General features: G+C 51.6%; 20 protein-coding genes. 5 read left to right on the forward strand and 15 right to left on the reverse strand.

The features are described from left to right. Nucleotides 1-28: 28 nt before the first annotated feature. The 4 genes from glnK to decR all read right to left on the reverse strand — a co-directional run bounded on the left by glnK (nt 29) and on the right by decR (nt 4,670). Nucleotides 29-367, reverse strand: coding sequence for a P-II family nitrogen regulator (gene glnK, locus NNN64_RS12770; RefSeq protein WP_003021657.1), 339 nt, complete (start codon nt 365-367; stop codon nt 29-31). 256 nt (nt 368-623) lie between these two features. Then, complete coding sequence (locus NNN64_RS12775) at nt 624-2,402, reverse strand: SmdB family multidrug efflux ABC transporter permease/ATP-binding protein (RefSeq protein WP_271441610.1); 1,779 nt, start codon at nt 2,400-2,402, stop codon at nt 624-626. Next, entirely contained in the window at nt 2,395-4,167 is a 1,773-nt protein-coding gene (locus tag NNN64_RS12780; RefSeq protein WP_271441611.1) for a SmdA family multidrug ABC transporter permease/ATP-binding protein, read from the reverse strand. The genes NNN64_RS12775 and NNN64_RS12780 overlap by 8 nt, the downstream gene beginning before the upstream one ends. 44 nt (nt 4,168-4,211) lie before the next feature. Next, nucleotides 4,212-4,670 carry a DNA-binding transcriptional regulator DecR gene (gene decR / locus NNN64_RS12785; RefSeq protein WP_005125175.1) on the reverse strand — a complete coding sequence of 153 codons (459 nt, stop codon included), beginning with the start codon at nt 4,668-4,670 and terminating at the stop codon, nt 4,212-4,214. A gap of 112 nt (nt 4,671-4,782) precedes the next feature. Here decR and NNN64_RS12790 point away from each other — a divergent pair, with 112 nt between their 5' ends. After that, nucleotides 4,783-5,838, forward strand: coding sequence for a PLP-dependent cysteine synthase family protein (locus tag NNN64_RS12790; RefSeq protein WP_271441612.1), 1,056 nt, complete (start codon nt 4,783-4,785; stop codon nt 5,836-5,838). Nucleotides 5,839-5,889: 51 nt separating this feature from the next. Here the strand turns inward: NNN64_RS12790 and cof are convergent, their stop codons facing one another. Beyond that, nucleotides 5,890-6,708 (reverse strand): HMP-PP phosphatase, encoded by an 819-nt coding sequence (gene cof / locus NNN64_RS12795; protein WP_271441613.1) that lies wholly within the window; start codon nt 6,706-6,708, stop codon nt 5,890-5,892. 144 nt (nt 6,709-6,852) lie between these two features. On the opposite strand from cof, the gene NNN64_RS12800 reads away from it, so the two are divergent. After that, a complete protein-coding gene (locus tag NNN64_RS12800; protein ID WP_271441614.1) occupies nt 6,853-8,553 on the forward strand; it encodes an SgrR family transcriptional regulator in 1,701 nt (566 codons plus the stop codon). 65 nt (nt 8,554-8,618) lie between these two features. Continuing rightward, entirely contained in the window at nt 8,619-9,314 is a 696-nt protein-coding gene (queC, locus tag NNN64_RS12805) for a 7-cyano-7-deazaguanine synthase QueC (protein WP_271441615.1), read from the forward strand. A 103-nt stretch (nt 9,315-9,417) separates the two neighbouring features. Here the strand turns inward: queC and fadM are convergent, their stop codons facing one another. From fadM to bolA, 9 genes are all read right to left on the reverse strand, one after another. Further along, a complete protein-coding gene (fadM, locus tag NNN64_RS12810; protein WP_271441616.1) occupies nt 9,418-9,816 on the reverse strand; it encodes a long-chain acyl-CoA thioesterase FadM in 399 nt (132 codons plus the stop codon). Between the two features lie 106 nt (nt 9,817-9,922). Beyond that, nucleotides 9,923-10,297, reverse strand: coding sequence for a helix-hairpin-helix domain-containing protein (locus NNN64_RS12815; protein ID WP_271441617.1), 375 nt, complete (start codon nt 10,295-10,297; stop codon nt 9,923-9,925). Between the two features lie 147 nt (nt 10,298-10,444). Continuing rightward, the gene (gene ppiD / locus NNN64_RS12820) at nt 10,445-12,319 is read right to left on the reverse strand and encodes a peptidylprolyl isomerase (RefSeq protein ID WP_271441618.1); all 1,875 of its coding nucleotides are present in this window, start codon (nt 12,317-12,319) and stop codon (nt 10,445-10,447) included. Nucleotides 12,320-12,586: 267 nt separating this feature from the next. Continuing rightward, nucleotides 12,587-12,877, reverse strand: a complete 291-nt coding sequence (hupB, locus tag NNN64_RS12825; RefSeq protein ID WP_219352570.1) for a nucleoid-associated protein HU-beta — start codon at nt 12,875-12,877, stop codon at nt 12,587-12,589. A gap of 190 nt (nt 12,878-13,067) precedes the next feature. Next, nucleotides 13,068-15,422: an endopeptidase La gene (gene lon, locus NNN64_RS12830; RefSeq protein WP_003831014.1), complete on the reverse strand. Its 2,355-nt coding sequence runs from the start codon at nt 15,420-15,422 to the stop codon at nt 13,068-13,070. A gap of 184 nt (nt 15,423-15,606) precedes the next feature. Next, the gene (gene clpX / locus NNN64_RS12835; protein ID WP_271441619.1) at nt 15,607-16,881 is read right to left on the reverse strand and encodes an ATP-dependent protease ATP-binding subunit ClpX; all 1,275 of its coding nucleotides are present in this window, start codon (nt 16,879-16,881) and stop codon (nt 15,607-15,609) included. A 126-nt stretch (nt 16,882-17,007) separates the two neighbouring features. Continuing rightward, the gene (gene clpP / locus NNN64_RS12840; RefSeq protein ID WP_003021624.1) at nt 17,008-17,631 is read right to left on the reverse strand and encodes an ATP-dependent Clp endopeptidase proteolytic subunit ClpP; all 624 of its coding nucleotides are present in this window, start codon (nt 17,629-17,631) and stop codon (nt 17,008-17,010) included. 247 nt (nt 17,632-17,878) lie between these two features. Further along, nucleotides 17,879-19,177: a trigger factor gene (gene tig / locus NNN64_RS12845; RefSeq protein WP_137384629.1), complete on the reverse strand. Its 1,299-nt coding sequence runs from the start codon at nt 19,175-19,177 to the stop codon at nt 17,879-17,881. 345 nt (nt 19,178-19,522) lie between these two features. Further along, entirely contained in the window at nt 19,523-19,840 is a 318-nt protein-coding gene (gene bolA, locus NNN64_RS12850) for a transcriptional regulator BolA (protein ID WP_040232707.1), read from the reverse strand. Nucleotides 19,841-20,146: 306 nt separating this feature from the next. Here bolA and NNN64_RS12855 point away from each other — a divergent pair, with 306 nt between their 5' ends. Further along, a complete protein-coding gene (locus tag NNN64_RS12855; RefSeq protein ID WP_005125164.1) occupies nt 20,147-20,725 on the forward strand; it encodes a lipoprotein in 579 nt (192 codons plus the stop codon). Between the two features lie 47 nt (nt 20,726-20,772). After that, nucleotides 20,773-22,248 carry a muropeptide MFS transporter AmpG gene (gene ampG, locus NNN64_RS12860; RefSeq protein ID WP_271441621.1) on the forward strand — a complete coding sequence of 492 codons (1,476 nt, stop codon included), beginning with the start codon at nt 20,773-20,775 and terminating at the stop codon, nt 22,246-22,248. On the opposite strand, the gene NNN64_RS12865 is transcribed toward ampG, so the two are convergent. After that, nucleotides 22,215-22,437: hypothetical protein (locus tag NNN64_RS12865; protein WP_271441620.1), on the reverse strand; the 223-nt coding region annotated here is incomplete at its 5' end. The genes ampG and NNN64_RS12865 overlap by 34 nt on opposite strands.

Raw genomic sequence — 22,437 nt, forward strand, 5'->3', positions numbered from 1 at the left:
TTGGTTTCCTATCACTGTGTGCCAGACGTTACAGTGCGGCTTCGTCGGCTTCGCCGGTACGAATACGAATCACGCGTTGTAGCTCGGCGACGAAAATTTTGCCGTCGCCAATTTTTCCGGTGTAGGCGGCCTTACTGATGACATCAATTACGCCGTCCAGTTGGTCATCAGCAATTGCCACATCAATCTTCACTTTGGGTAAGAAGTTGACGCTGTATTCCGCTCCCCGGTACAACTCAGCATGACCTTTTTGTCGGCCAAACCCCTTCACTTCGGTGACGGTCAGCCCCTGAATACCAATAGACGACAATGCTTCACGGACGTCTTCCAGTTTGAACGGTTTGATTACCACGGTAACCAGCTTCATAGATCCCCTCCAGTCAGAATTCAGTAATGGCTGCAGATACACATACTGAACATTGCAAGGGGTGTGCCAGGAATGAAAAACGCGGGATGATTCAGCCGCACGGGGTACGGCGAGGATAGAAAAAGAAAAAACGCACTATAACGGTGCATAGTGCGTTACATTTTTGCACCAGATTGTTGATTGCAGGATGGCGGCGAAAACGCGTCATCAGGCCTACGAAACCACACTGGCTGTAGGTCTGATAAACGCAGCGCCATCAGGCGATTGCCGAATCTTCGTTTACGCTAGCCGCCAGCTCTTCACCCGCCAACTGTAGCTGGTACATTTGCCAGTAGCGGCCCTGTGCGGCAAGCAGTTGCTGGTGCGTGCCGCGCTCAACGGCCTGCCCCCGGTGCAGTACCAGAATAGTGTCGGCATCGACAATGGTGGATAACCGATGCGCAATCACCACCAGCGTGGTGTGCTTACGCACTGCTGCCAACGCCTGCTGAATAGCCTGTTCAGTACCGGAGTCAATGCTGGCCGTCGCTTCGTCCAAAATCAGCACCTGCGGCGTTTCGACCAGCACACGCGCCAGCGCCAGCAGCTGTTTCTGCCCGACTGATAAATTATTGCCCTGCTCGCCCAGTCGGGTATGAATACCGTCACTCAGCCCGCGTGCCAGCTCCGCCAGTTGCACCGTCTCCAGCGCCTGCCATACCCGCTCTTCAGAAATATCGCGGCCCAGCGTCACGTTGGCCAGGAAGGTATCCGCCATCACCACCGGATCCTGCTGCACCATCGCAACGCCCTGGCGTAACACACTGTGGCTCAACGAAGACAGCGGTCGTCCGTCCAGACGAATATCACCCTGCGTCAACGGGTAGTACCCCATCAGCAGACTGGCGAGCGTACTCTTGCCGCTACCGGTATGCCCAACCAACGCAACAAAACGACGAGAAGGTACGGACAAACTGATGTTTTGCAGCACCAGATTGTCGTCGCGATAGGCAAAAGAGACGTTATCAACCTCAATGTCCCCGCTTTTCAGGGGGTGGATATCCTCACCATAACGCTGGCGTGGGCCATCCATCAGTTCAAATACACGTTCACCCGCTACCACCGCCTGTTGCAGCATTGATTGCTGGGTCGTCAGCTCAATCAACGGCTCGTTCAAACGCCCCAGATAGCTGATAAACGCATACAGCACCCCAACTTCAATGGGCGTGCCGGACGTAAAGCTAAACAGCGTCAGCAAACCGCAGAGGATCAGGGCCGAAAACAGGCTGAGCAACGGGCGCAACAAAAAGCCATCCAATCGCAGCGTTTGCATGCGCGCCATATAGTGCGAACGGCTGGCTTCGCCCATTCGTTCACCAAAACGCGCCTGCTGACGGAACTGCTGGATCACGCTCATGCCATTAATAACTTCGTTAAAGCCATCATTAATATCTGCCAGATAGGCGCGAACGCGACGCACAATAGGAGTGCTATAGCGCTGATAAATCACCATCACCACCAGCACAGCCGGGAATATGGCCATCGCAACCAGCGCCATCCGCCACTCAAGGCTGAACATCGCTACCAGCATGGCACCGATTAAGGCGGCACTGCGCAGTACCGTCGCGACTACCGTCACGTACAGGTCGCGAATCACTTCGGTGTCATTGGTCACCCGGGAGATAAGCTGCCCGACAGGCTGAGTATCAAAAGCACTGAGCGGCTGACGCAGCGCGGCATCCATCACATCGGTACGTAACTGCTGCACCACACCAACGGCCGCCTGGTTAAAGAGTAATGACTGCGCGTAATGCAGGCCCGCCGCCAACAGTTGCAGACCGACATAGGCCGCCACCAGCCCAGACACCATCGCCAGCGGCAGATTGTTCTTCGCCACCATGTTGTCGATAAAATAACTGATGAGCAGCGGACCACTAACTTCCGCCGCTGCCGCTACCCACAGCATGACAACAGCGATAGACAGCTGCTTTCGCCACGGCGAGCCGTACGCCAGCAGCCTTTTCAGGGTCGGCCATAATTGTCCAAAACTACGCATTAGCCGCCTCCTCATCGATAGCCGGCGCATCAGACAATGCCGCTTCCAGTTGCTGATAACGGTACATATCACGATACCAGCCAGGTTGTTGCACCAGCGCATCGTGTTCGCCACGCTGAGCAATATGTCCGTGCTGCATCACGATAATTTCATTAGCTTCTGTCAGCGCAGATAAACGGTGAGCGCTGATTATCACGGTTCTGCCTTCTCCCCACTGGCGCAGGTTATGCAGGATTTGATGTTCAGTACGACCATCCACCGCCGATAACGCATCATCAAGAATCAGGATTTCAGCATTCAGCAGCAGCGCACGAGCGATAGAAATACGCTGTTTTTGTCCACCGGACAGCATCACGCCGCGTTCACCCACTTCAGTGTCGTACCCCTGAGGAAGACGTAAAATATCCTCATGCACGCTGGCCAGACGTGCAACATGTTCAATTTCATCCTGTGTGGCCTGCGGGCGTCCAAGCGCTATGTTGTTGGCGACCGTATCCGAGAACAAGAAAGGTGTCTGGCTGACCACTGCCAGGCGGCTACGCCAGCTATCAAGCTGCAAGCGCGTTAACGGAATATCATGAAAACGCACATCCCCTTCAGTGATATCGAAGTGGCGCTGGAGCAGCGATAGTACGGTGCTTTTCCCAGCCCCAGTTGGGCCACAAATGCCCAGCATCTGCCCTGGCTTAAGCTGGAAATTCACATTCTCCAGCACCAGATGAGCCGTCTGTGGGTAGCGAAATTCGCGAATGGCCACCGCTAACTCACCACGTCCTTCTGGTACGGGTTCTGTCCCATCATCCACCACGGGGGCTTCAGCCAGCATCGCGCGAATACGGCTATACGCGGCGCTGCCTCGCTCAACAATGTTAAACATCCATGCCAGTGCCAGCATCGGCCAAATCATCAGACCGAGATACATCATAAAGCTGGTTAACTGACCAAGGGTCAGAGAACCATGCACCACCATCCAACTTCCCCCGGCGATAGCCAGCAGGTTAGCCATACCTATGGCGATATAAATCGTGGGGTCAAAACGGGCGTCAATGCGGGCGACCCGCAAGTTTTTCTTGCCGGTATCTTTAGCATCTTCGGCAAATAGCGCCGACTGTCGGTCTTCCAGACCAAAAGCCTTAATCATGCGGATACTGGTAAGACTTTCCTGAGTACGATCGTTCAGGCTGGAGAACGCTGCTTGCGCAACCTTAAAGCGATTATGCAGTCGATCGCCGTAACGCTTGATCATTATCGCCATCACCGGCATTGGGAGTAACGCGATCAGCGTCAGCTCCCAACTGATTTGCGTAGACATCACGATCAACACTGCGCACCCCATGACCAGTGAGTCCACCAGCGTCAATACACCTTCGCCAGCCGCAAACACCACCCGATCAACATCGTTAGTTGCACGCGCCATCAGATCGCCTGTGCGATGACGCAGATAAAATTCGGGATGCTGGCGGCTCAACTGGCGGTAATAGTCTTCGCGTAGTTCAACTGCCAGTTGGTAGGATGCGCCAAACAACAGTACGCGCCAGACATAGCGCAACAAATAGACCACCACCGCAATCAGGGCAATCGTGCCGACCCACATCAGCAGTCGCTCGGTTGTGAAGCGCTGTGTCGTTACGCCGTCCACGATGATACCGACCACTTTTGGCGGGATAAGCTGAAGAATAGCGATGATGATAAGCAAGGCTACAGCCCCGAGGTAGCGACGCCACTCCCGGCGGAAGTACCAGCTTAATTGAGCAAATAATCGCACGCGTTATGTCCTGACAAGATTTCCGGCAATGACCACCGGGAGAGTTATTCAATAGGTAGAGCAGTCGTGTATTTAATCTGTTCCATCGCAAAACTGGAGGTAACATCAGACAGGCCCGGTACGCTATTCACCAGACGCTTATAGAAATCATCATAGCGTTTCATATCAGCAACCTGCACCCGCATCAGGTAGTCATACTCCCCAGCCATTCGCCAGAAACCCAGTACCTCTGGCATCCCGGTCACTTCGGTGACAAAGCGGCAGTACCACTCGCTGCTGTGATGCTGGGTTTTAATCAGCACAAACGCGGTTAAGCCCAGCCCCAGTTTTTCTGGATCCAGAAGGGCAACCTTGCCCAGCAGAATGCCGTCATCCTCAAGCCGCTTGAGGCGTTTCCAGCAGGGGGTGGTTGTCAGATTAACGGCATCGGCTAACGCCTGCAAAGAAAGGGTGCAGTCTTGTTGCAGTAGGCCAAGCAGCTTACGGTCAATTTTGTCTAACATATCCACTCCACAGAGAAGAATTTTCTCCTTACATTCTATTTTAAAGGCTAAATGGCAACAATTTTTTCCGTGCTTTTCGCTATTCTGGGCACAAAATGACAAATGGATATTAATGATGAATAGCTCCTGGGTTAAAAATGCCATCAATGAAATTAATGCGGATTACCAGCGTTCTGCCGATACGCATCTTATTCGCCTGTCGCTTCCGGCGTTTCCGGGTATTCAGCTCTATTTGAAAGATGAGAGCACACATCCAACCGGTAGCCTGAAACATCGCCTGGCACGTTCACTGTTTCTCTACGGACTGTGTAATGGCTGGATTAAAGAAGGCACCACGATTATCGAATCGTCTTCGGGTTCAACGGCAGTCTCTGAGGCCTATTTCGCCCGTCTGCTTGGACTGCCATTTATTGCCGTTATGCCTTCCTGTACGGCAAAACGCAAAATTGAACAGATTGAATTTTATGGCGGTCGCTGCCACTTCGTGGAAAGCGCCTGTGAAATCTATGCAGCGTCTGAACAGCTGGCACATGAACTGAACGGACATTATATGGACCAGTTCACCTACGCTGAACGCGCTACTGACTGGCGTGGTAACAACAATATTGCCGACAGTATCTTCCGCCAGATGCAGTGTGAGCCAAACCCCGTGCCTCGCCATATCGTGATGAGCGCAGGAACCGGCGGTACCTCCGCAACCATTGGCCGCTATATTCGCTGTCAGGGTTACGACACACACCTGATGGTCGTTGACCCGGAAAACTCGGTCTTTCTGCCTTACTGGCAGGATCGCGATGCGTCGTTACGCAGCCCGGTCGGCAGCAAAATTGAAGGCATTGGCCGCCCACGCGTAGAGCCTTCTTTCATTCCTGATGTGGTTGATGAAATGTTGCGCGTTCCGGATGCCGCAAGCGTTGCCACCGCACACTGGCTGGAAACGCAGCTGGGCCGTAAAGTGGGTGCCTCAACCGGAACCAACATGTGGGGAGCGTTACAACTTGCCGCCCGTATGCGCGATGCAGGAGAAACGGGGTCGCTGGTTACGTTGCTGTGCGACAGCGGCGAACGCTATCTGGAAACCTATTACAACCCGCAATGGGTCGAGGCACACATCGGTGATTTAACGCCATCGAAAGCAGAACTTGCCCGCCTGCTGAACACCCATTAATCGGTCAAAAAAAAGCCAGACGCTAAGGTCTGGCTTGCTGGAAGGGATCTCTCATTCGGGGGAATAAGGTAGATTTGGATTGTCCAGCCAATGCGTCAAAAAGTGTGATACCGCCTGATTGCGGCAATGCCCAATCACCGATAAATGAGGCAGCGCAGCAATCAGTTGCGGCATCGCGTTCCCCATAATCAGACCACGCCCAACCCGGCCCAACATTTCACGATCGTTCATGGCGTCGCCAAACGCCATGCAGTCAGCCATGGAATAACCCAGGTGCTCGCTCAGCACTGCCAGTGCAGAGCCTTTGTTACAGCCCAGCGGCAGCACTTCAAGGCAATCAACCGCAGAAAAACAGAGATTTGCCTGCTCGCCCAGCGCGTCATTCAACTGAATACGCAGGCGAACCAAATCGTCATGATCGCCACAGAAGCAGATTTTTGTGACCTGATGAGCAGGAATACGCTTCACATCCACTATCTGATAACGAAATCCGCTGTACACATGCGCTTGCAACAGTGACGGAATCTCTTGCCCGGTGAACCAGCCGTTGTCATTAAAAACATGCATGCTGGCCTGCGTTTCCCACCGTTGGTGCAATACGATATCGGCAACCGAGGGAGCCAGATCCTGACGATGCAATACATCACCTTCCAGCGAGTGAATACGCGTCCCGTTACCGGTGATTAAAAAGGCGTCCAGCGAGATCGAGCCCAAAATATGACGCATCTCCAGCACATGACGACCGGTCGCAAACGTCAGCGTGATATCTCGTTCACGCAGGCGTGCCAGCGTCGAAAGGGTTTCATCACCTAAATGGTGATTCGGCATCAAAAGGGTGCCATCCATATCAAATGCAGCCAGACGAGCCATTTCTTTCTCCACACTGTGACGCGGTTAACTTGTGATTCAGTATCTCCTGAGATATACGGAAGTAATAGTGAATAGATAAAGAAAATTGTTCCGGTTTTTTTCTACGTAAAACCGCTCGTGGGCATCTTGAAGGATGATGTATCAATGCGTTTGCTTAATCGTCTGAATCAGTACCAACGTCTGTGGCAACCTTCAAACGGAGAGCCGCAGTCAGTCACCGTCGGGGAACTGGCTGAACGTTGCTTTTGCAGCGAGCGCCATGTCCGTACCCTGCTCAGGCAAGCGCAGGATGCCGGTTGGCTGGTATGGCAAGCTCAGTCCGGACGCGGGAAACGCGGAACATTACGTTTTTTGGTCACTCCGGACTCTCTGCGCAACACGATGATGGAGCAGGCACTGCAAAAGGGTGAACAGCTCAGCGTACTGGAACTGGCTCAACTGGCCCCCGGGGAATTAAGAACCCTGCTGCAGCCGTTTATGGGCGGACAATGGCAAAATGATACGCCAACCCTGCGTATCCCCTATTATCGCCAGCTTGAACCTTTGCATCCTGGATTCCTGCCCGGTCGTGCAGAACAGCATCTTGCCGGGCAGGTGTTCTCTGGCCTGACACGTTTTGACAGTCAAACGCAACGCCCCTGCGGCGATTTAGCTCACCACTGGAATATCTCTGCCGACGGGCTGCGTTGGGATTTCTATATTCGCTCAACACTGCACTGGCATAACGGTGATGTTGTCAACAGTGCTCAGTTACACCAACGGCTGTTGATGTTGCTTGAACTGCCCGCACTGGCCAGATTGTTTATCAGCGTTAAACGCATAGAGGTGACGCACCCTCAATGTCTGACTTTTATTTTGCATCGTCCTGACTTTTGGCTGGCACACCGTCTGGCAAGTTACAGTAGCCATCTCGCTCACCCAGAACAGCCCTTTGTCGGGACTGGCCCGTTCCGACTAACGCTGTTTACACCAGAACTGGTTCGCATCGAGAGCCACGATAACTACCATCTTGGCCATCCGCTGCTGAAAGCTATTGAATACTGGATAACCCCGCAACTCTTTTCCCAGGATCTGGGCACCAGCTGCCGCCACCCGGTGCAAATTGCGATTGGTAAACCAGAGGAACTGCCCATGCTAAGCCAGGTGAGTAGCGGAATCAGCCTCGGTTTTTGCTATCTCACACTCAGAAAAAGTGTGCGACTGAATACACAGCAAGCCCGTCGACTGGTCAATATTATCCACCGCTCTTCGCTGCTACAGACGCTGGAGGTGGATGAAAACCTCATTACCCCCAGCAATGCCCTGCTGCCAGGATGGACGATCCCACAATGGGATGCGCTGGACGAGGTGGCGTTGCCGGAAAAACTGACGCTGGCCTACCACTTACCGGTCGAACTGCATACGATGGCGGAACAGCTGCGCCAGGCGCTGGCAAAACTGGGTTGTGAATTAACGCTTATTTTTCATAATGCTAAAAACTGGGATGGCGATCATCCTTTAGCCCAGGCCGATCTGATGATGGGAGACAGGCTGATTGGCGAAGCCCCCGAGTATACCCTCGAACAGTGGTTACGTTGCGATCAGCTATGGTCACATGTTCTGAATGCATCCACATATACTCATCTGCAAACCACGCTGGATGCTTTGCAAATTCAGGCCGATGAGGGCGATCGTCATGCGGCTTTACAGCAGGTTTTCGCCACGTTAATGCATGACGCCACGCTTACGCCGCTGTTCAATTATCACTATCGAATTAGCGCTCCGCCGGGCGTAAATGGCGTACGTTTGAATCCGCGTGGCTGGTTTGAGTTCACCGAGGCCTGGTTACCGCCCCCTTCAGCGTGAAGAAGCTGGTCGGCGACACGCCCAGACGCTACCATAAGCGCTTTCGTTATTTGTCAGGAAAAGCCATGAAACGTGCCGTTGTTGTATTTAGTGGAGGCCAGGACTCCACGACCTGTCTGGTGCAAGCGCTACATCAGTATGATGAAGTGCACTGCGTGACCTTTGATTATGGTCAGCGCCATCGCGCTGAAATTGACGTCGCACGTGATCTGGCCTTAAAACTCGGTGCCCGTGCACACAAAGTTCTCGACGTGACGCTGCTCAGCGAACTGGCTGTCAGCAGCCTGACCCGCGACAATATCCCGGTACCCGATTATGAACCGGACGCGGACGGGATCCCGAATACTTTTGTGCCTGGACGTAACATTCTGTTCTTAACACTGGCGGCAATTTACGCTTACCAGGTACAGGCAGAGGCGGTCATTACCGGCGTTTGCGAGACCGATTTCTCTGGTTATCCGGACTGTCGTGACGAGTTTGTCAAAGCCCTGAATCATGCCGTGAGCCTGGGAATGGCAAAAGACATCCGTTTCGAAACCCCGTTGATGTGGATTGATAAAGCCGAAACCTGGGCGTTAGCCGACTACTGGGGCAAGTTAGAGCTGGTGCGTGAAGAGACGCTGACCTGCTATAACGGGATCAAGGGCAACGGTTGCGGCCATTGTGCTGCCTGTAATCTGCGTGCCAACGGTCTGAACCATTATCTGGCGGATAAGCCGGCGGTGATGGCGGCGATGAAGCAGAAAACCGGGTTACAGTAATCTGCTGAGTAGTGCCGGATGGCGGTGCATGCACCTTATCCGGCCTACATCTACTTCTCGTTTTGTAGGCCTGATAAGCGAAGCGCCATCAGGCAACTTTCCGTCACTTCACCATTTGTTCCAATTTCTCGCGTAACTCTCCTTCCAACGGCAGCGCTTTCTGCGTTTTCAAATCAATACAGACGAAAGTAATCAACGCATCAGCCACTACCTGCCCTTCTGGCTCCAGAGTGATGGTCTGGTTTAATACGCCGCTTTTGCCATTTAGCTGTTGTACCTGACTGGTTATGGTCAACAGATCGCTCAGCACGGCAGGACGGCGGTAGTTGATATTGATGTTAACAACCACAAACGCAATGTGGTGTGCAGTCATCCATTGAAAACTGTCACTGTTTTCCAGGCCATCCCAGCGGGCTTCTTCCAGAAACTCAAGATAGCGGGCATTGTTAACGTGCTGATAGACATCAAGATGAAAACCACGAACTTTGATTTGTGTTTGCATAGCGCAGAAACCTTACGTTGTTTTTATAGGAACAGACTTCAGGGTAAAGAGGTCATAACTGGTATGACCTCTACAGTCTGGCAAACTTTCAACGCTCTGCAAGTTATTAAAGTGTTAAAAATGCCAGATTACGTTCCACCAGCGAACTTCCCATCCCCGGTACCTGCTTTAAATCATCGACCGTTTTAAATGGTCCGTACTCCTCACGATAGCTGACAATGGCCTGTGCTTTCTTCAATCCAACCCCATTCATCACTCGCGCTAAATCCTCCGCTGAGGCGCTGTTGATGCTTACCCTGGTACCTTCATCATCACTCGGCTTTGTCGCTGGCGTGGCTTTGCTGTGTGTGCTTCCTGAGGCATCCGCTTTGGTCTGAACCGCCTGACTTTTGGCGACAGGTTCCGCTGCAAGTGCAGTTTGCACCATACCGGCACAGGTCAATGAAAAGGTAATAAGCAGGGCTTTAATTCCATGTTTCATACTGTTTTGCTCCTTGTTGGTTAACAGTGGAGCCACGATAGCGGGGGGATAAACGGCAGACAAATGGCAATTTTCAGAAATGGAAAAGGCCGCGAAAGCGGCCTTTGGTATATACAACTTTTTGCAATTATTTGCGAGAAGCCTCGGTTATTGCTGCTGTTCCAGCGCGTCACCGACTTTAATTTTTGCCGCTTTACGCAGGTTGCTCATCAGTGCTTCGAAGACAATCTGAGCGTTGTTCTGAGTAATCCCCTGAACCATCGCTTTTTTCTGTGCTTCTGGCATAGAGCCTGCTTTTACTTCGTCCAGCGCCAACAGTACAACGTTACCCTGCATGTCGTTCGCAACACCGTAGCTCGGCTTGTCTTTCGCAGGCAGGCTCAGGCCAAAGGCCGCCTGACTCAGCGGATCCTGACCCGTACGGCTCAGCGTTTTCGCTTCGCCAAAGCTCAGACCCGCCGCTTTCAGCGCTTCATCGCCTTTACCAGCTTTCAGATCGGCCAGCAGTTTATCTGCATCCAGTTTCGCCTGCTGCTCAGCTTTATTGTGCTTAACGAGCGCGGTAACCTGCTCTTTCACTTCCGCTAACGGCTTAACTGCTTCTGCTTTGTGTTCGCTAATACGCAGCACAAACGCACGATCGCCATCCACGGTGATGATGTCAGAGTTGCTGCCCGGTGTACCGTTCTCGCCTATCAGACCACCATTGAAAATGATGTCAGCAACAGGTTTGAAATTCAGTTCTTCCGGCAAGCTGTCACGGCTAAACCAGCCCGTTTCAACCGCTTTCATACCTGCTGCCTGCTCTGCACCCGCCAGAGATTCGTTATCGTTACTGGCCGCGTCGCTGACTTTCTGCTGCAGTGCATAGTACGCATCCAGCGCTTTTTCCTGCTTCACTTTTGCCGCAATCTCGTCACGGGCTTCGCTCAGCGGTTTAACCTGCGCAGGCTGTACGTCGTCAAGACGCGCAACGAGGAAACCAACAGAAGACTTAATCACGCCTGACAGTTGGCCTTTTTCTTTCAGACCGGCATTTTTCAGTTCATCTGGGGTGGTGGCGTCTTCCAGCCAACCCATATCACCGCCGTTACGGGCAGAAATGATATCGGCAGATTTTTCTTTCGCCAGGGTCGCAAAATCACCCCCTTTGTTCAGCGCATCAAGCACCGCTTTTGCTTCATCTTCTGTTTTGGTCTGTATGATGCTGTAGCGATTACGCTGCGGCTGAGTGAATTGATCCTGATGCTGGTCATAGTAAGACTGAATATCAGCATCGCTGGCGGTTTCCTGCATTGCTGCAGCATCCAGCTTGATATAGCTCACACGGAACTGTTCCGGCGTCATAAAGCGATTTTTATTCTGCTCGTAGTAACTGGCCACTTCTTCGTCGGTAACCGACTGCTTCGCGGCAAGAGCATTAACATCAATCGTCGCTTCACGTACGATACGTTGCTGTGCAACCAGTGCAGCCAGTTCGTCCGTTTCACCCTTCAGCATGAAGTCAGTCCCGGCAACGCCGTTGATCAACTGTTGCGTGGTGAGCTGGTTACGCAATGCCTGAGCATACTGATCTGCAGTCATTCCCATCTGATTCACAATCGCATTGTAGCGGTTGTTATCAAATTTTCCGTCAACCTGGAAAGCCGGGGTGGCGAAAATAGCCTGCTTAATCTGATCGTCGCTAATGTTGAGCTTAAGCTCACGGGAATACTGATCCAGCAGCGCTTCGTCCACAAGACGATTCAGCACCTGCTGACGCAGCGTTTTCATATAACCTTCGTTCGCCGCCAGCTCAGAATATTGATCGCCCAGCTGTTGCTGCATGCGGTTACGTTCGCTGTTGAACGCATTCTCGAACTGCCCGCGGCTGATCTCCTGGCCATTCACTTTAGCGGCGTAGTTATTGCCCCCGCCAATCAGGTAACCACTCACGCCGGTCAAAATGAACGACACGATAATGATACCGAAAATAATCTTGAGCACGAGACTGTTAGCAGCCGTGCGTAAGCTGTCCATCATGGTGTAACCACACTCCGCTGTAGATGACTATACGCGTATCCTTCAGGCCGCCTCCGCGTTAGTTACAACGACGGCGGCAAGGATTTTGAGTATATATGCTTCACGCAGCATAGCGTTTCCTGAACGCTGCGCACAAAGGCCTATTGTGACAAGAAACTGGGGCAATTGTCAGCCCACAACGCGTAGAAAGTACCGGAATCAGAAATAAAAAAGGCACATCGGTTGATGCGCCCTTGTACTTAGTCACATCCCCAAAGGGGAAATCACTTAGTTTACCGCGTCTTTCAGTGCTTTACCTGCACGGAAGCCCGGTACTTTAGCCGCGGCGATGGTGATCTCTTTACCTGTTTGCGGGTTGCGACCAGTACGGGCAGCACGCTCTTTAACGGCAAAAGTACCAAAACCTACCAGTGCTACGTCATCACCTTCTTTCAGGGATTCGGTAACAGAAGCAATAATTGCATCTAACGCACGTCCAGCCGCAGCTTTAGAGATATCAGCCCCTGCAGCAATTTTGTCGATCAGTTGAGATTTATTCACTCTTCTCTTCCTCTTTATAATATATATCGCACCTGAATCCTTCAAAGTGCGACCGCGCAGCAGTTATATCAGGCCTGCCATGCCCTTACAACACCCGATAATGATGGCAAGCCCAATCCGTTATCTAAATTAGCTATACAAAAAAAGGCTGGCAAGCCCGAAATGGCCTGCCAGCCCTGTTTTTATTAATGCTCTTTGCGCGAGGTCACTATTTTGCCGTCACAACCTGCATTCCAGAGGGTTCATTTTGCAACGCAAGAGTCAGAACTTCCTCAATACGTTTCACCGGATGAATATTAAGATCGGCAATAACGTTGTCCGGAATCTCTTCCAGGTCACGTTTGTTTTCGTCTGGAATTAAGACCGTCTTAATGCCACCACGGTGCGCCGCCAACAGTTTTTCTTTCAAGCCACCGATAGGCAGAACCTGACCACGCAGGGTGATCTCGCCAGTCATCGCCACATCGGCACGAACCGGGTTACCGGTCAGGCATGAGACCAGCGCAGTGCACATGGCAATACCCGCGCTTGGACCATCTTTCGGCGTCGCGCCTTCAGGTACGTGAACGTGGATGTCGCGTTTTTCGTAAAAGTCCGGGTTAATACCCAGTTTTTCCGCACGCGCACGCACCACGGTCAGTGCGGCCTGAATGGATTCCTGCATCACTTCGCCGAGCGATCCGGTGTAAGTCAGCTTGCCTTTACCAGGAACACAGGCGGTTTCAATGGTCAGCAGATCGCCGCCCACTTCTGTCCATGCCAGCCCCGTGACCTGACCAACGCGGTTTTCGTTATCCGCACGGCCATAGTCAAAGCGCTGCACACCCAGGTAGTCATGCAGGTTATCACCATTGATCTCGATGTGTTTCAGTGACTTATCGAGCAACAATTGCTTAACCGCTTTACGGCACAGTTTGGAGATTTCACGCTCCAGACTACGCACGCCCGCTTCACGGGTGTAGTAACGAATGATGCCCACAATGGCGCTATCATCAACCGTCAGCTCGCCTTTTTTCAGCGCATTACGCTCAATCTGTTTTGGCAACAGATGACGCTTAGCTATATTAAGCTTCTCGTCTTCGGTATAGCCAGACAGACGAATCACTTCCATACGATCCAGCAACGGTGCCGGAATGTTCATGGAGTTCGACGTCGCAACGAACATGACGTCGCTGAGGTCGTAGTCCACTTCCAGGTAGTGATCGCTGAACGCCACGTTCTGCTCTGGATCCAGCACCTCAAGCAGTGCTGATGCCGGATCGCCACGCATGTCAGAAGACATTTTGTCGATCTCATCAAGCAGGAACAGCGGGTTTTTCACGCCCACTTTGGCCATTTTCTGGATCAGTTTGCCCGGCATCGAACCGATATAGGTTCGGCGGTGACCACGAATTTCAGCCTCATCACGCACGCCGCCAAGCGCCATACGGATGTATTTACGCCCTGTCGCCTTCGCGATGGACTGACCCAGAGAGGTTTTACCCACCCCCGGCGGTCCAACCAGACACAGGATCGGTCCCTTGATTTTGTTCACACGGCTCTGGACCGCAAGATACTCAAGAATACGATCTTTCACACGCTCCAGACCATAATGGTCGGTATCGAGGATTTCCTGCGCCTGACGCAGGTCTTTTTTGACCTTGCTACGCGCATTCCACGGAACCTGTACCATCCAGTCGATGTAGCCACGCACGACCGTTGCTTCCGCCGACATCGGAGACATCATTTTCAGCTTCTGCAGCTCTGCTTCCGCTTTCTCTTTTGCCTCTTTCGGCATCTTCGCCGCGTCGATCTTGCGTTTCAGCGCTTCGTTTTCATCCGGCGCATCGTCCATCTCGCCGAGCTCTTTCTGAATCGCTTTCATTTGCTCGTTCAGATAGTACTCACGCTGAGACTTCTCCATCTGCTTTTTCACGCGGTTGCGAATACGTTTTTCAACCTGCAGCAGATCGATTTCGGATTCCATCATTGCCATCAGATATTCCAGACGTTCATTCACGTCGGACATCTCCAGCACGGACTGCTTATCCGCCAGCTTCAGCGGCATATGGGCAGCGATGGTGTCCGCCAGACGCGCGGGATCGTCAATGCTGTTAAGCGACGTCAGCACCTCTGGTGGGATTTTTTTGTTTAGCTTGATATAGCCTTCGAACTGGCTGATAGCTGTACGTACCAGCACTTCCTGTTCGCGCTCATCAATAGCAGGCGAATCAAGGTACTCCGCTTTCGCAGAGAAATGCTCGCCGTTGTCTGACAACGCAGAAATACGCGCGCGCTGTAACCCCTCGACCAGCACTTTTACGGTGCCGTCAGGCAGTTTCAGCATCTGCAAAATAGAGGCCACGGTCCCGACGGTGAAAAGATCGTTTACACCCGGCTCATCCGTTGAAGCTTCTTTCTGCGCGACCAGCATGATTTTTTTATCATGGTCCATAGCCGCTTCAAGACAACGGATAGATTTTTCCCGCCCTACAAATAAGGGTATGACCATGTGCGGATAAACCACCACATCGCGCAACGGCAATACGGGGATTTCAATGCGTTCAGAACGCTCAGGATTCATAGAGCTCTCTCTTAGTTTAGTTTCCGCCAGGTAATCAGGTGGTACGACTGTGCTTCACACCACCTTTAACATGTATGTCAGTATATGGGGATGTTTCCCACACATTCAACGCCATGTTTACGGAAAAATAAAAGGGGAGATAAAATCCCCCCTTTTTGGTTAAACGTCTGTATGAATTGATGAATTATTCGCCAGATGCCTGCTGCGCTTCCGGCTTACCGTAAATCAGCAACGGCTTGCTCTGACCGCCAATCACAGACTCGTCGATCACCACTTTTTCAACGTCTTCCATAGAAGGAAGATCGTACATGGTGTCGAGCAACGCGGCTTCCACGATAGAACGCAGACCACGCGCACCGGTTTTACGAATCATCGCTTTCTTGGCGATAGCATCCAGCGCTTCCTCGCGGAATTCCAGATCCACACCTTCAAGATTGAACAGCGCCTGATACTGCTTAGTCAGGGCGTTTTTCGGTTCTTTTAGGATCTGGATCAGCGCTTCTTCACTCAGTTCGCTCAGCGTTGCCACAACGGGCAGACGGCCGATGAACTCAGGGATCAGACCAAATTTGATCAGATCTTCTGGTTCAACCTGCGACAACAATTCACCTTCGCTGGCCTTATCGGACTGGGCTTTTACCGTCGCGCCAAAACCAATGCCGGAGCCGGTTTCAACACGGTTAGCAATCACCTTATCCAGACCGGCAAACGCACCACCACAGATAAACAGAATCTTGGAGGTATCAACCTGCAAGAACTCCTGCTGCGGATGTTTGCGTCCACCCTGTGGCGGAACAGCGGCAACTGTTCCTTCGATCAATTTCAACAGCGCCTGCTGCACGCCTTCACCGGAAACGTCACGGGTAATAGACGGATTGTCTGATTTACGCGAAATCTTGTCGATCTCATCGATATAGACAATACCGCGCTGCGCTTTCTGCACGTCGTAATCGCACTTCTGCAACAGCTTCTGAATAATATTTTCAACATCTTCACCCACATAACCGGCTTCGGTCAGGGTGGTGGCATCGGCCATTGTGAACGGAACGTCCAGCAGACGCGCCAGCGTTTCAGCCAACAGCGTTTTACCAGAACCCGTAGGACCAATCAGCAGGATGTTACTTTTGCCCAACTCGACGCCATTGCTGGTGTCGCCGTTGCGCAGACGTTTGTAATGGTTGTATACCGCGACCGCCAGCACTTTCTTCGCCTGTTCCTGGCCAATAACGTAATCGTCCAGGTGGTTGCGAATTTCATGTGGCGTCGGCAGCGCACTGCGTTCACGGTGCGGTGCTACTTCCTTAATCTCTTCGCGAATGATGTCGTTACATAAATCAACACATTCGTCGCAGATATACACGGATGGTCCGGCAATCAGCTTACGCACTTCATGCTGGCTTTTGCCGCAAAAAGAGCAGTACAACAATTTGCCCGAGCCATCTTTGCGTTTATCTGTCATGGGTCAAAACCTCTTCTTTGTTCTTTGTGCCGCACACGACGACGCAAATGCCATTCTCAGGCGCAAGACGCTAGTCAGCGTTGTGCCGCTCCAGGTAATTATAGCGGCACACCTGCGCCCTGGGCATTAATTACGATGGGTCAAAATCGAGTCGACCAGACCGTACTCCACCGCTTCAGAAGCGGAGAGGAAGCGATCGCGCTCGGTATCACGTTCAATCTGCTCAAGAGATTGACCCGTATGATGCGCCATAAGTTCGTTCATGCGCCCTTTTACCTTCAAGATTTCACGGGCATGAATTTCAATATCCGTTGCCTGACCCTGGTAACCGCCCAGAGGCTGGTGGATCATGACGCGAGAATTAGGCAGGCAAAAACGTTTACCTTTCGCCCCGGCAGTTAGCAGAAACGCGCCCATTGAGGCCGCCTGGCCCATACAAATGGTGCTAACGTCCGGCTTAATAAACTGCATGGTGTCATAGATAGACATCCCTGCAGTAATCACGCCACCAGGGGAGTTAATATACAGGTAGATATCTTTTTCCGGGTTTTCTGCTTCCAGGAACAGCATCTGCGCCACAATCAGGTTAGCCATATGGTCTTCGACCTGGCCGGTCAGAAAAATGACGCGTTCCTTAAGTAGACGAGAATAGATATCAAAAGAGCGCTCACCACGCGAGGTCTGTTCAATGACCATCGGCACCAGCGCCATATGGGGTGCAAAGTTATCTCGTTCGCCGCTGTATGACATTTCCGTCTCCTGGATAAAATTTGAAAAAACCTGCTGTGCTGATTGTAACCTTATGGACGGATTATCAGCTAGTCCCTCTGTAATGGGTACGACATCGCCATAATTCAAGCATAACAATCTTTTGTTGTAACGCTAACACTGAAACGCTGTTTTCGCACCCTTCCCATGCAAAATGCGTGACAAAAAAAAACCCGCCACCAGAAGGTGACGGGTTTATGTGCGAATTTCGTGCTATAAAAGCAACGAATTACGCCTGCTGGTTCATCAGTTCGTTGAAAGTAGTGGCTTTTTCAGTCACTTTAGCTTTCGCCAGAACCGCTTCAACAGCCTGTTCTTCCAGAGCGACGTTACGCATGTTGTCCATCAGCTCTTTGTTTTTGCTGTAGAACTCAACAACTTCTTTCGGATCTTCGTAAGCAGAAGCCATTTCTTCGATCAGGCCTTTTACGCGATCTTCATCAGCTTTCAGTTCGTTGGTACGAATCACTTCGCCCAGCAGCAGACCAACAACTACGCGACGCTTAGCCTGTTCTTCGAACAGTTCACGCGGCAGTTCCAGAGCTTGCTTCTCGTTGCCACCGAAACGCTGTGCAGCCTGACGACGCAGAACGTCGATTTCGCTGTCGATCAGTGCTGCAGGAACGTCGATGTCGTTGGCTTTAACCAGACCTTCGATCGCCTGAGACTTAACGCGGTTACGTACAGCGCCTTTCAGCTCACGTTCCATGTTTTTACGCACTTCAGCGCGCAGACCCGCTACGGAACCATCTTCAACGCCAAAACGTTTGATGAATTCTTCGGTCAGTTCCGGCAGTTCACGTTCTTCAACTTTCTTCAGGTTGATAACGAATTTAGCGGCTTTACCTTTCAGGTTTTCAGCGTGGTACTCTTCCGGGAAGGTCACGTCGATGGTGAACTCTTCGCCAGCTTTGTGGCCTTTAACGCCTTCTTCAAAGCCTGGGATCATACGACCCTGGCCCATCGCCAGTACGAAGTCAGACGCTTTGCCGCCTTCGAACTCTTCGCCGTCTACAGAACCGGTAAAGTCGATGGTTACACGGTCTTCTGCATCAGCAGCGCCGTCTTTGTCTTTCCAGGTAGCCTGCTGCTTACGCAGGGTATCCAGCATAACGTCAACGTCAGCATCGGTAACTTCAACAACCGGTTTTTCAACTTCGATTGCGTCCAGACCGGTCAGTTCAACTTCCGGGTAAACTTCGAACTCTACCGCGTAAGTGAAATCTTCACCCAGTTTGTATTCGCCCGGAACGTAGTTCGGTGCGCCAGCCGGATTAATTTTTTCTTTGATGATGGCATCAACGAAGTTACGGCTCATCAGGTCACCCAGAACGTCCTGGCGAACAGAAGCGCCATAACGCTGAGCAACGACATTCATCGGTACTTTTCCTTTGCGGAAACCGTCAATACGCACTTTCTTCGCTACGTTGACCAGCTCGCTTTTCACAGCGGTCTCGATGCTGTCAGCAGCGATAGTAATCGTTACACGGCGGCCAAGGCCTTGAGTGGTTTCAACTGAAACTTGCATCTTGTTACCTCAAAAAATCACAGTGCTCGGTCAACTCTTCTCCGCAAGCACAGGTTGTTGGCTTCGCGGAACTGGGATGTTCTCATAATCAATCACATTCCCTGTCGTCAGAATCATCCCGAAGACATTCCGAAAAATAAGACGCGCATTATAGCGGCATCACTTTTATGAGTCGAGAACGGTTATCGCGCGTTGCTGCGGCTTTTTTCACAATTCCCGGCTAATTTTTGTCTGAATACTGGACGACCTACTCAGAATTCAGACAAAACAAAACGGCCCGCAGGCCGTTTTCACATAATCTGTAGCAACATACTGGAAAAGCGCCGGTTGTTGCAAATCCGTTTTTTAGGCGATGCTTCCCGCCCCACGACACGGAGGCGATGCAAAAATGGTGTCCTGCAACGCTTCCCACTCCTTAATGGTGTAGGTATGCAGGGCAAGAGCATGTACGGTTGTGGAAAGCTCCGCCGTTAACGTGCTGTAAATCATCCGATGACGATTAAGAAAACGTTCACCTGTAAAGCGATCGCTGACCAGCACAACCTTAAAGTGGCTTTCAGAACCTGCCGGGACATTGTGACGATAGCTTTCATCCACAACTTCGAGGAACACGGGTTGGAACGCTGCCCTTAATTTTTCTTCTATTTGCTCACGAATCATCATGAAATTTTTCCTCCGACAACGCTGAGATGTCACCCATCCCTTTAAATACTAGCCGCTTTTACCGTTTTCATTACACCTTAGCAACAAAAAATTAGCGCTTGTCTGATTTTCTCACCCAAACGAATGAAGTTCACTGATTCTTGTGTTCGCGTTATTGCAAAAAGGCCATTTATGGTCTCTACAACATCATCAAACGGACAACATGATGAATTTACATGCGTTACCCACTTCCCCTCATCGTTGGCGATGTTATGATGGCGGGAATTTTCTCTAACCATACAATTTAGATTCGCTGAGAGCCCTGGCATGTTTAAAAAAATCCTCTTCCCTTTAGTCGCGCTGTTTATGTTGGCTGGCTGCGCAACTCCGCCCACTACCATCAACGTATCGCCAAAAATTACCCTGCCACAGCAGGATCCGAGTCTGATGGGAGTGACTGTCAGTATCAATGGCGCCGACCAGCGTCAGGATCAGGCGCTGGCAAAAGTGACCCGCGACAATCAACTGGTTACTCTGACTGCGTCTCGCGATCTGCGCTTCCTGCTGCAAGAAGTGCTGGAAAAGCAGATGACTGCACGCGGTTATATGGTGGGTCCAAACGGTGCAGTTAACCTGCAAATCATCGTAAGCCAGCTGTACGCTGATGTGTCGCAAGGTAGCGTGCGCTATAACATCGCAACCAAAGCAGATATCGCCATTATTGCAACGGCTGCCAACGGCAACAAGATGACCAAAAACTACCGTGCAAGCTACTCTGTTGAAGGCGCATTCCAGGCCTCTAACAAAAATATTGCTGATGCCGTTAACAGCGTCTTGACCGACACCATCGCTGATATGTCCCAGGACACCAGCGTTCACGATTTCATCAAGCAGAACGCTCGCTAATTTAAGCCCCCTGACCCGGTATTTCGCCGGGTCAGCTTTTAATGCCCATGTCCAATCACTATTTACGTATTTTTCAGCAACCAAAATCAGCGATTCTGCTGATGTTAGGTTTTGCTTCCGGTTTACCGCTCGCCCTGACCTCCGGTACGCTTCAGGCGTGGATGACGGTCGAAAATATCGATCTGAAAACTATCGGTTTCTTTTCTCTGGTCGGCCAGGCCTACGTATTTAAGTTTCTCTGGTCCCCGGTGATGGACCGCTACACCCCACCGTTTTTAGGTCGTCGTCGCGGTTGGCTGTTGACGACCCAGGTGTTGCTTCTTATTTCCATCGCCGCGATGGGTTTTCTGGAACCTGGAACGCAGTTACGCTGGATGGCGGCACTCGCAGTGGTGATCGCATTTTGTTCGGCGTCGCAGGATATTGTTTTTGACGCCTGGAAAACAGACGTTTTACCGGCAGAAGAACGTGGTACCGGTGCAGCAATCAGCGTACTGGGTTACCGCCTGGGGATGCTGGTTTCCGGTGGTCTGGCGCTGTGGATGGCTGACCGCTGGCTCGGCTGGCAAGGTATGTACTGGCTGATGGCGGCACTACTGATTCCCTGTATTATCGCCACCCTGTTGGCGCCCGAACCCACTGACACCATTCCGGTGCCTAAAACACTGGAACAAGCGGTTGCTGCGCCACTGCGTGACTTTTTTGGTCGTAACAACGCCTGGCTGATCCTGCTGCTTATTGTGCTGTATAAGCTCGGGGATGCCTTCGCCATGAGCCTGACCACAACGTTTTTAATCCGCGGCGTCGGATTTGATGCCGGTGAAGTCGGCGTCGTCAATAAAACGCTGGGGCTGCTGGCGACAATAGTCGGTGCGCTGTACGGTGGGATCCTGATGCAGCGTCTTTCGCTGTTTCGCGCGTTACTCATTTTCGGCATTCTGCAGGCCGTATCGAACGCCGGATACTGGCTGCTTTCTATTACCGACAAGCACATGTTCAGTATGGCAGCAGCGGTCTTCTTCGAAAACCTGTGCGGCGGGATGGGTACTGCGGCGTTTGTCGCCTTATTAATGACGCTGTGTAATAAATCGTTCTCCGCAACCCAGTTTGCCCTACTCTCAGCCCTTTCGGCTGTTGGTCGCGTCTATGTGGGCCCAGTGGCAGGTTGGTTCGTCGAGGCTCACGGTTGGCCAACGTTTTATCTGTTTTCCGTGTTTGCCGCGATCCCTGGACTCCTGCTGCTGCTGGTTTGTCGCCAGACGCTGGAACATAGCTGGCAAAATGAGAGTTTTATTCCACGCACAGAGTTCCGTGGGGCGTACAATCTGGCTTTGATGACGTTAGTGACGGGCTGCTGTTTGCTGGCTGTTTGGCTGTTGCTGCTTACCATGAACGCACTGGATTACACCAACTTCTCTTTCCTGGCTGGGCTGCTTGAAGTCTCAGTCGCGGTCGCCATCTGTGGCGTCGTATTTGGTGGCTTACTGGACTATCTTGCACTACGGAAAACACGTCTGATGTAATTTTTCACATTAATTTGGCCGTTGTAATCACCTTGCGTAATTATAACGGCTAAATAAACAGCAGTTGATAAAAATAATATTTGTTGTTTTGTGCGCCATAGAATTTGGAAATTATTGACTCCTTTTATAAATTCTATTTTCCTTACTCGATTCAGCCGAATCAGATTTATTTTTTGTTCATTATTTGTC

The sequence above is a fragment of the Citrobacter sp. Igbk 14 genome (assembly GCF_028069825.1).
In the GTDB taxonomy this organism is placed as follows: Bacteria; Pseudomonadota; Gammaproteobacteria; order Enterobacterales; family Enterobacteriaceae; genus Citrobacter.

Coding starts and splice junctions, on each gene's coding strand:
- glnK (WP_003021657.1), bottom strand. CDS start 367: ATGAAGCTGGTTACCGTGGTAATCAAACCGTTCAAACTGGAAGACGTC.
- NNN64_RS12775 (WP_271441610.1), bottom strand. CDS start 2,402: ATGCGTAGTTTTGGACAATTATGGCCGACCCTGAAAAGGCTGCTGGCG.
- decR (WP_005125175.1), bottom strand. CDS start 4,670: ATGTTAGACAAAATTGACCGTAAGCTGCTTGGCCTACTGCAACAAGAC.
- NNN64_RS12790 (WP_271441612.1), top strand. CDS start 4,783: ATGATGAATAGCTCCTGGGTTAAAAATGCCATCAATGAAATTAATGCG.
- cof (WP_271441613.1), bottom strand. CDS start 6,708: ATGGCTCGTCTGGCTGCATTTGATATGGATGGCACCCTTTTGATGCCG.
- NNN64_RS12800 (WP_271441614.1), top strand. CDS start 6,853: ATGCGTTTGCTTAATCGTCTGAATCAGTACCAACGTCTGTGGCAACCT.
- queC (WP_271441615.1), top strand. CDS start 8,619: ATGAAACGTGCCGTTGTTGTATTTAGTGGAGGCCAGGACTCCACGACC.
- fadM (WP_271441616.1), bottom strand. CDS start 9,816: ATGCAAACACAAATCAAAGTTCGTGGTTTTCATCTTGATGTCTATCAG.
- NNN64_RS12815 (WP_271441617.1), bottom strand. CDS start 10,297: ATGAAACATGGAATTAAAGCCCTGCTTATTACCTTTTCATTGACCTGT.
- ppiD (WP_271441618.1), bottom strand. CDS start 12,319: ATGATGGACAGCTTACGCACGGCTGCTAACAGTCTCGTGCTCAAGATT.
- lon (WP_003831014.1), bottom strand. CDS start 15,422: ATGAATCCTGAGCGTTCTGAACGCATTGAAATCCCCGTATTGCCGTTG.
- clpX (WP_271441619.1), bottom strand. CDS start 16,881: ATGACAGATAAACGCAAAGATGGCTCGGGCAAATTGTTGTACTGCTCT.
- clpP (WP_003021624.1), bottom strand. CDS start 17,631: ATGTCATACAGCGGCGAACGAGATAACTTTGCACCCCATATGGCGCTG.
- tig (WP_137384629.1), bottom strand. CDS start 19,177: ATGCAAGTTTCAGTTGAAACCACTCAAGGCCTTGGCCGCCGTGTAACG.
- bolA (WP_040232707.1), bottom strand. CDS start 19,840: ATGATGATTCGTGAGCAAATAGAAGAAAAATTAAGGGCAGCGTTCCAA.
- NNN64_RS12855 (WP_005125164.1), top strand. CDS start 20,147: ATGTTTAAAAAAATCCTCTTCCCTTTAGTCGCGCTGTTTATGTTGGCT.
- ampG (WP_271441621.1), top strand. CDS start 20,773: ATGTCCAATCACTATTTACGTATTTTTCAGCAACCAAAATCAGCGATT.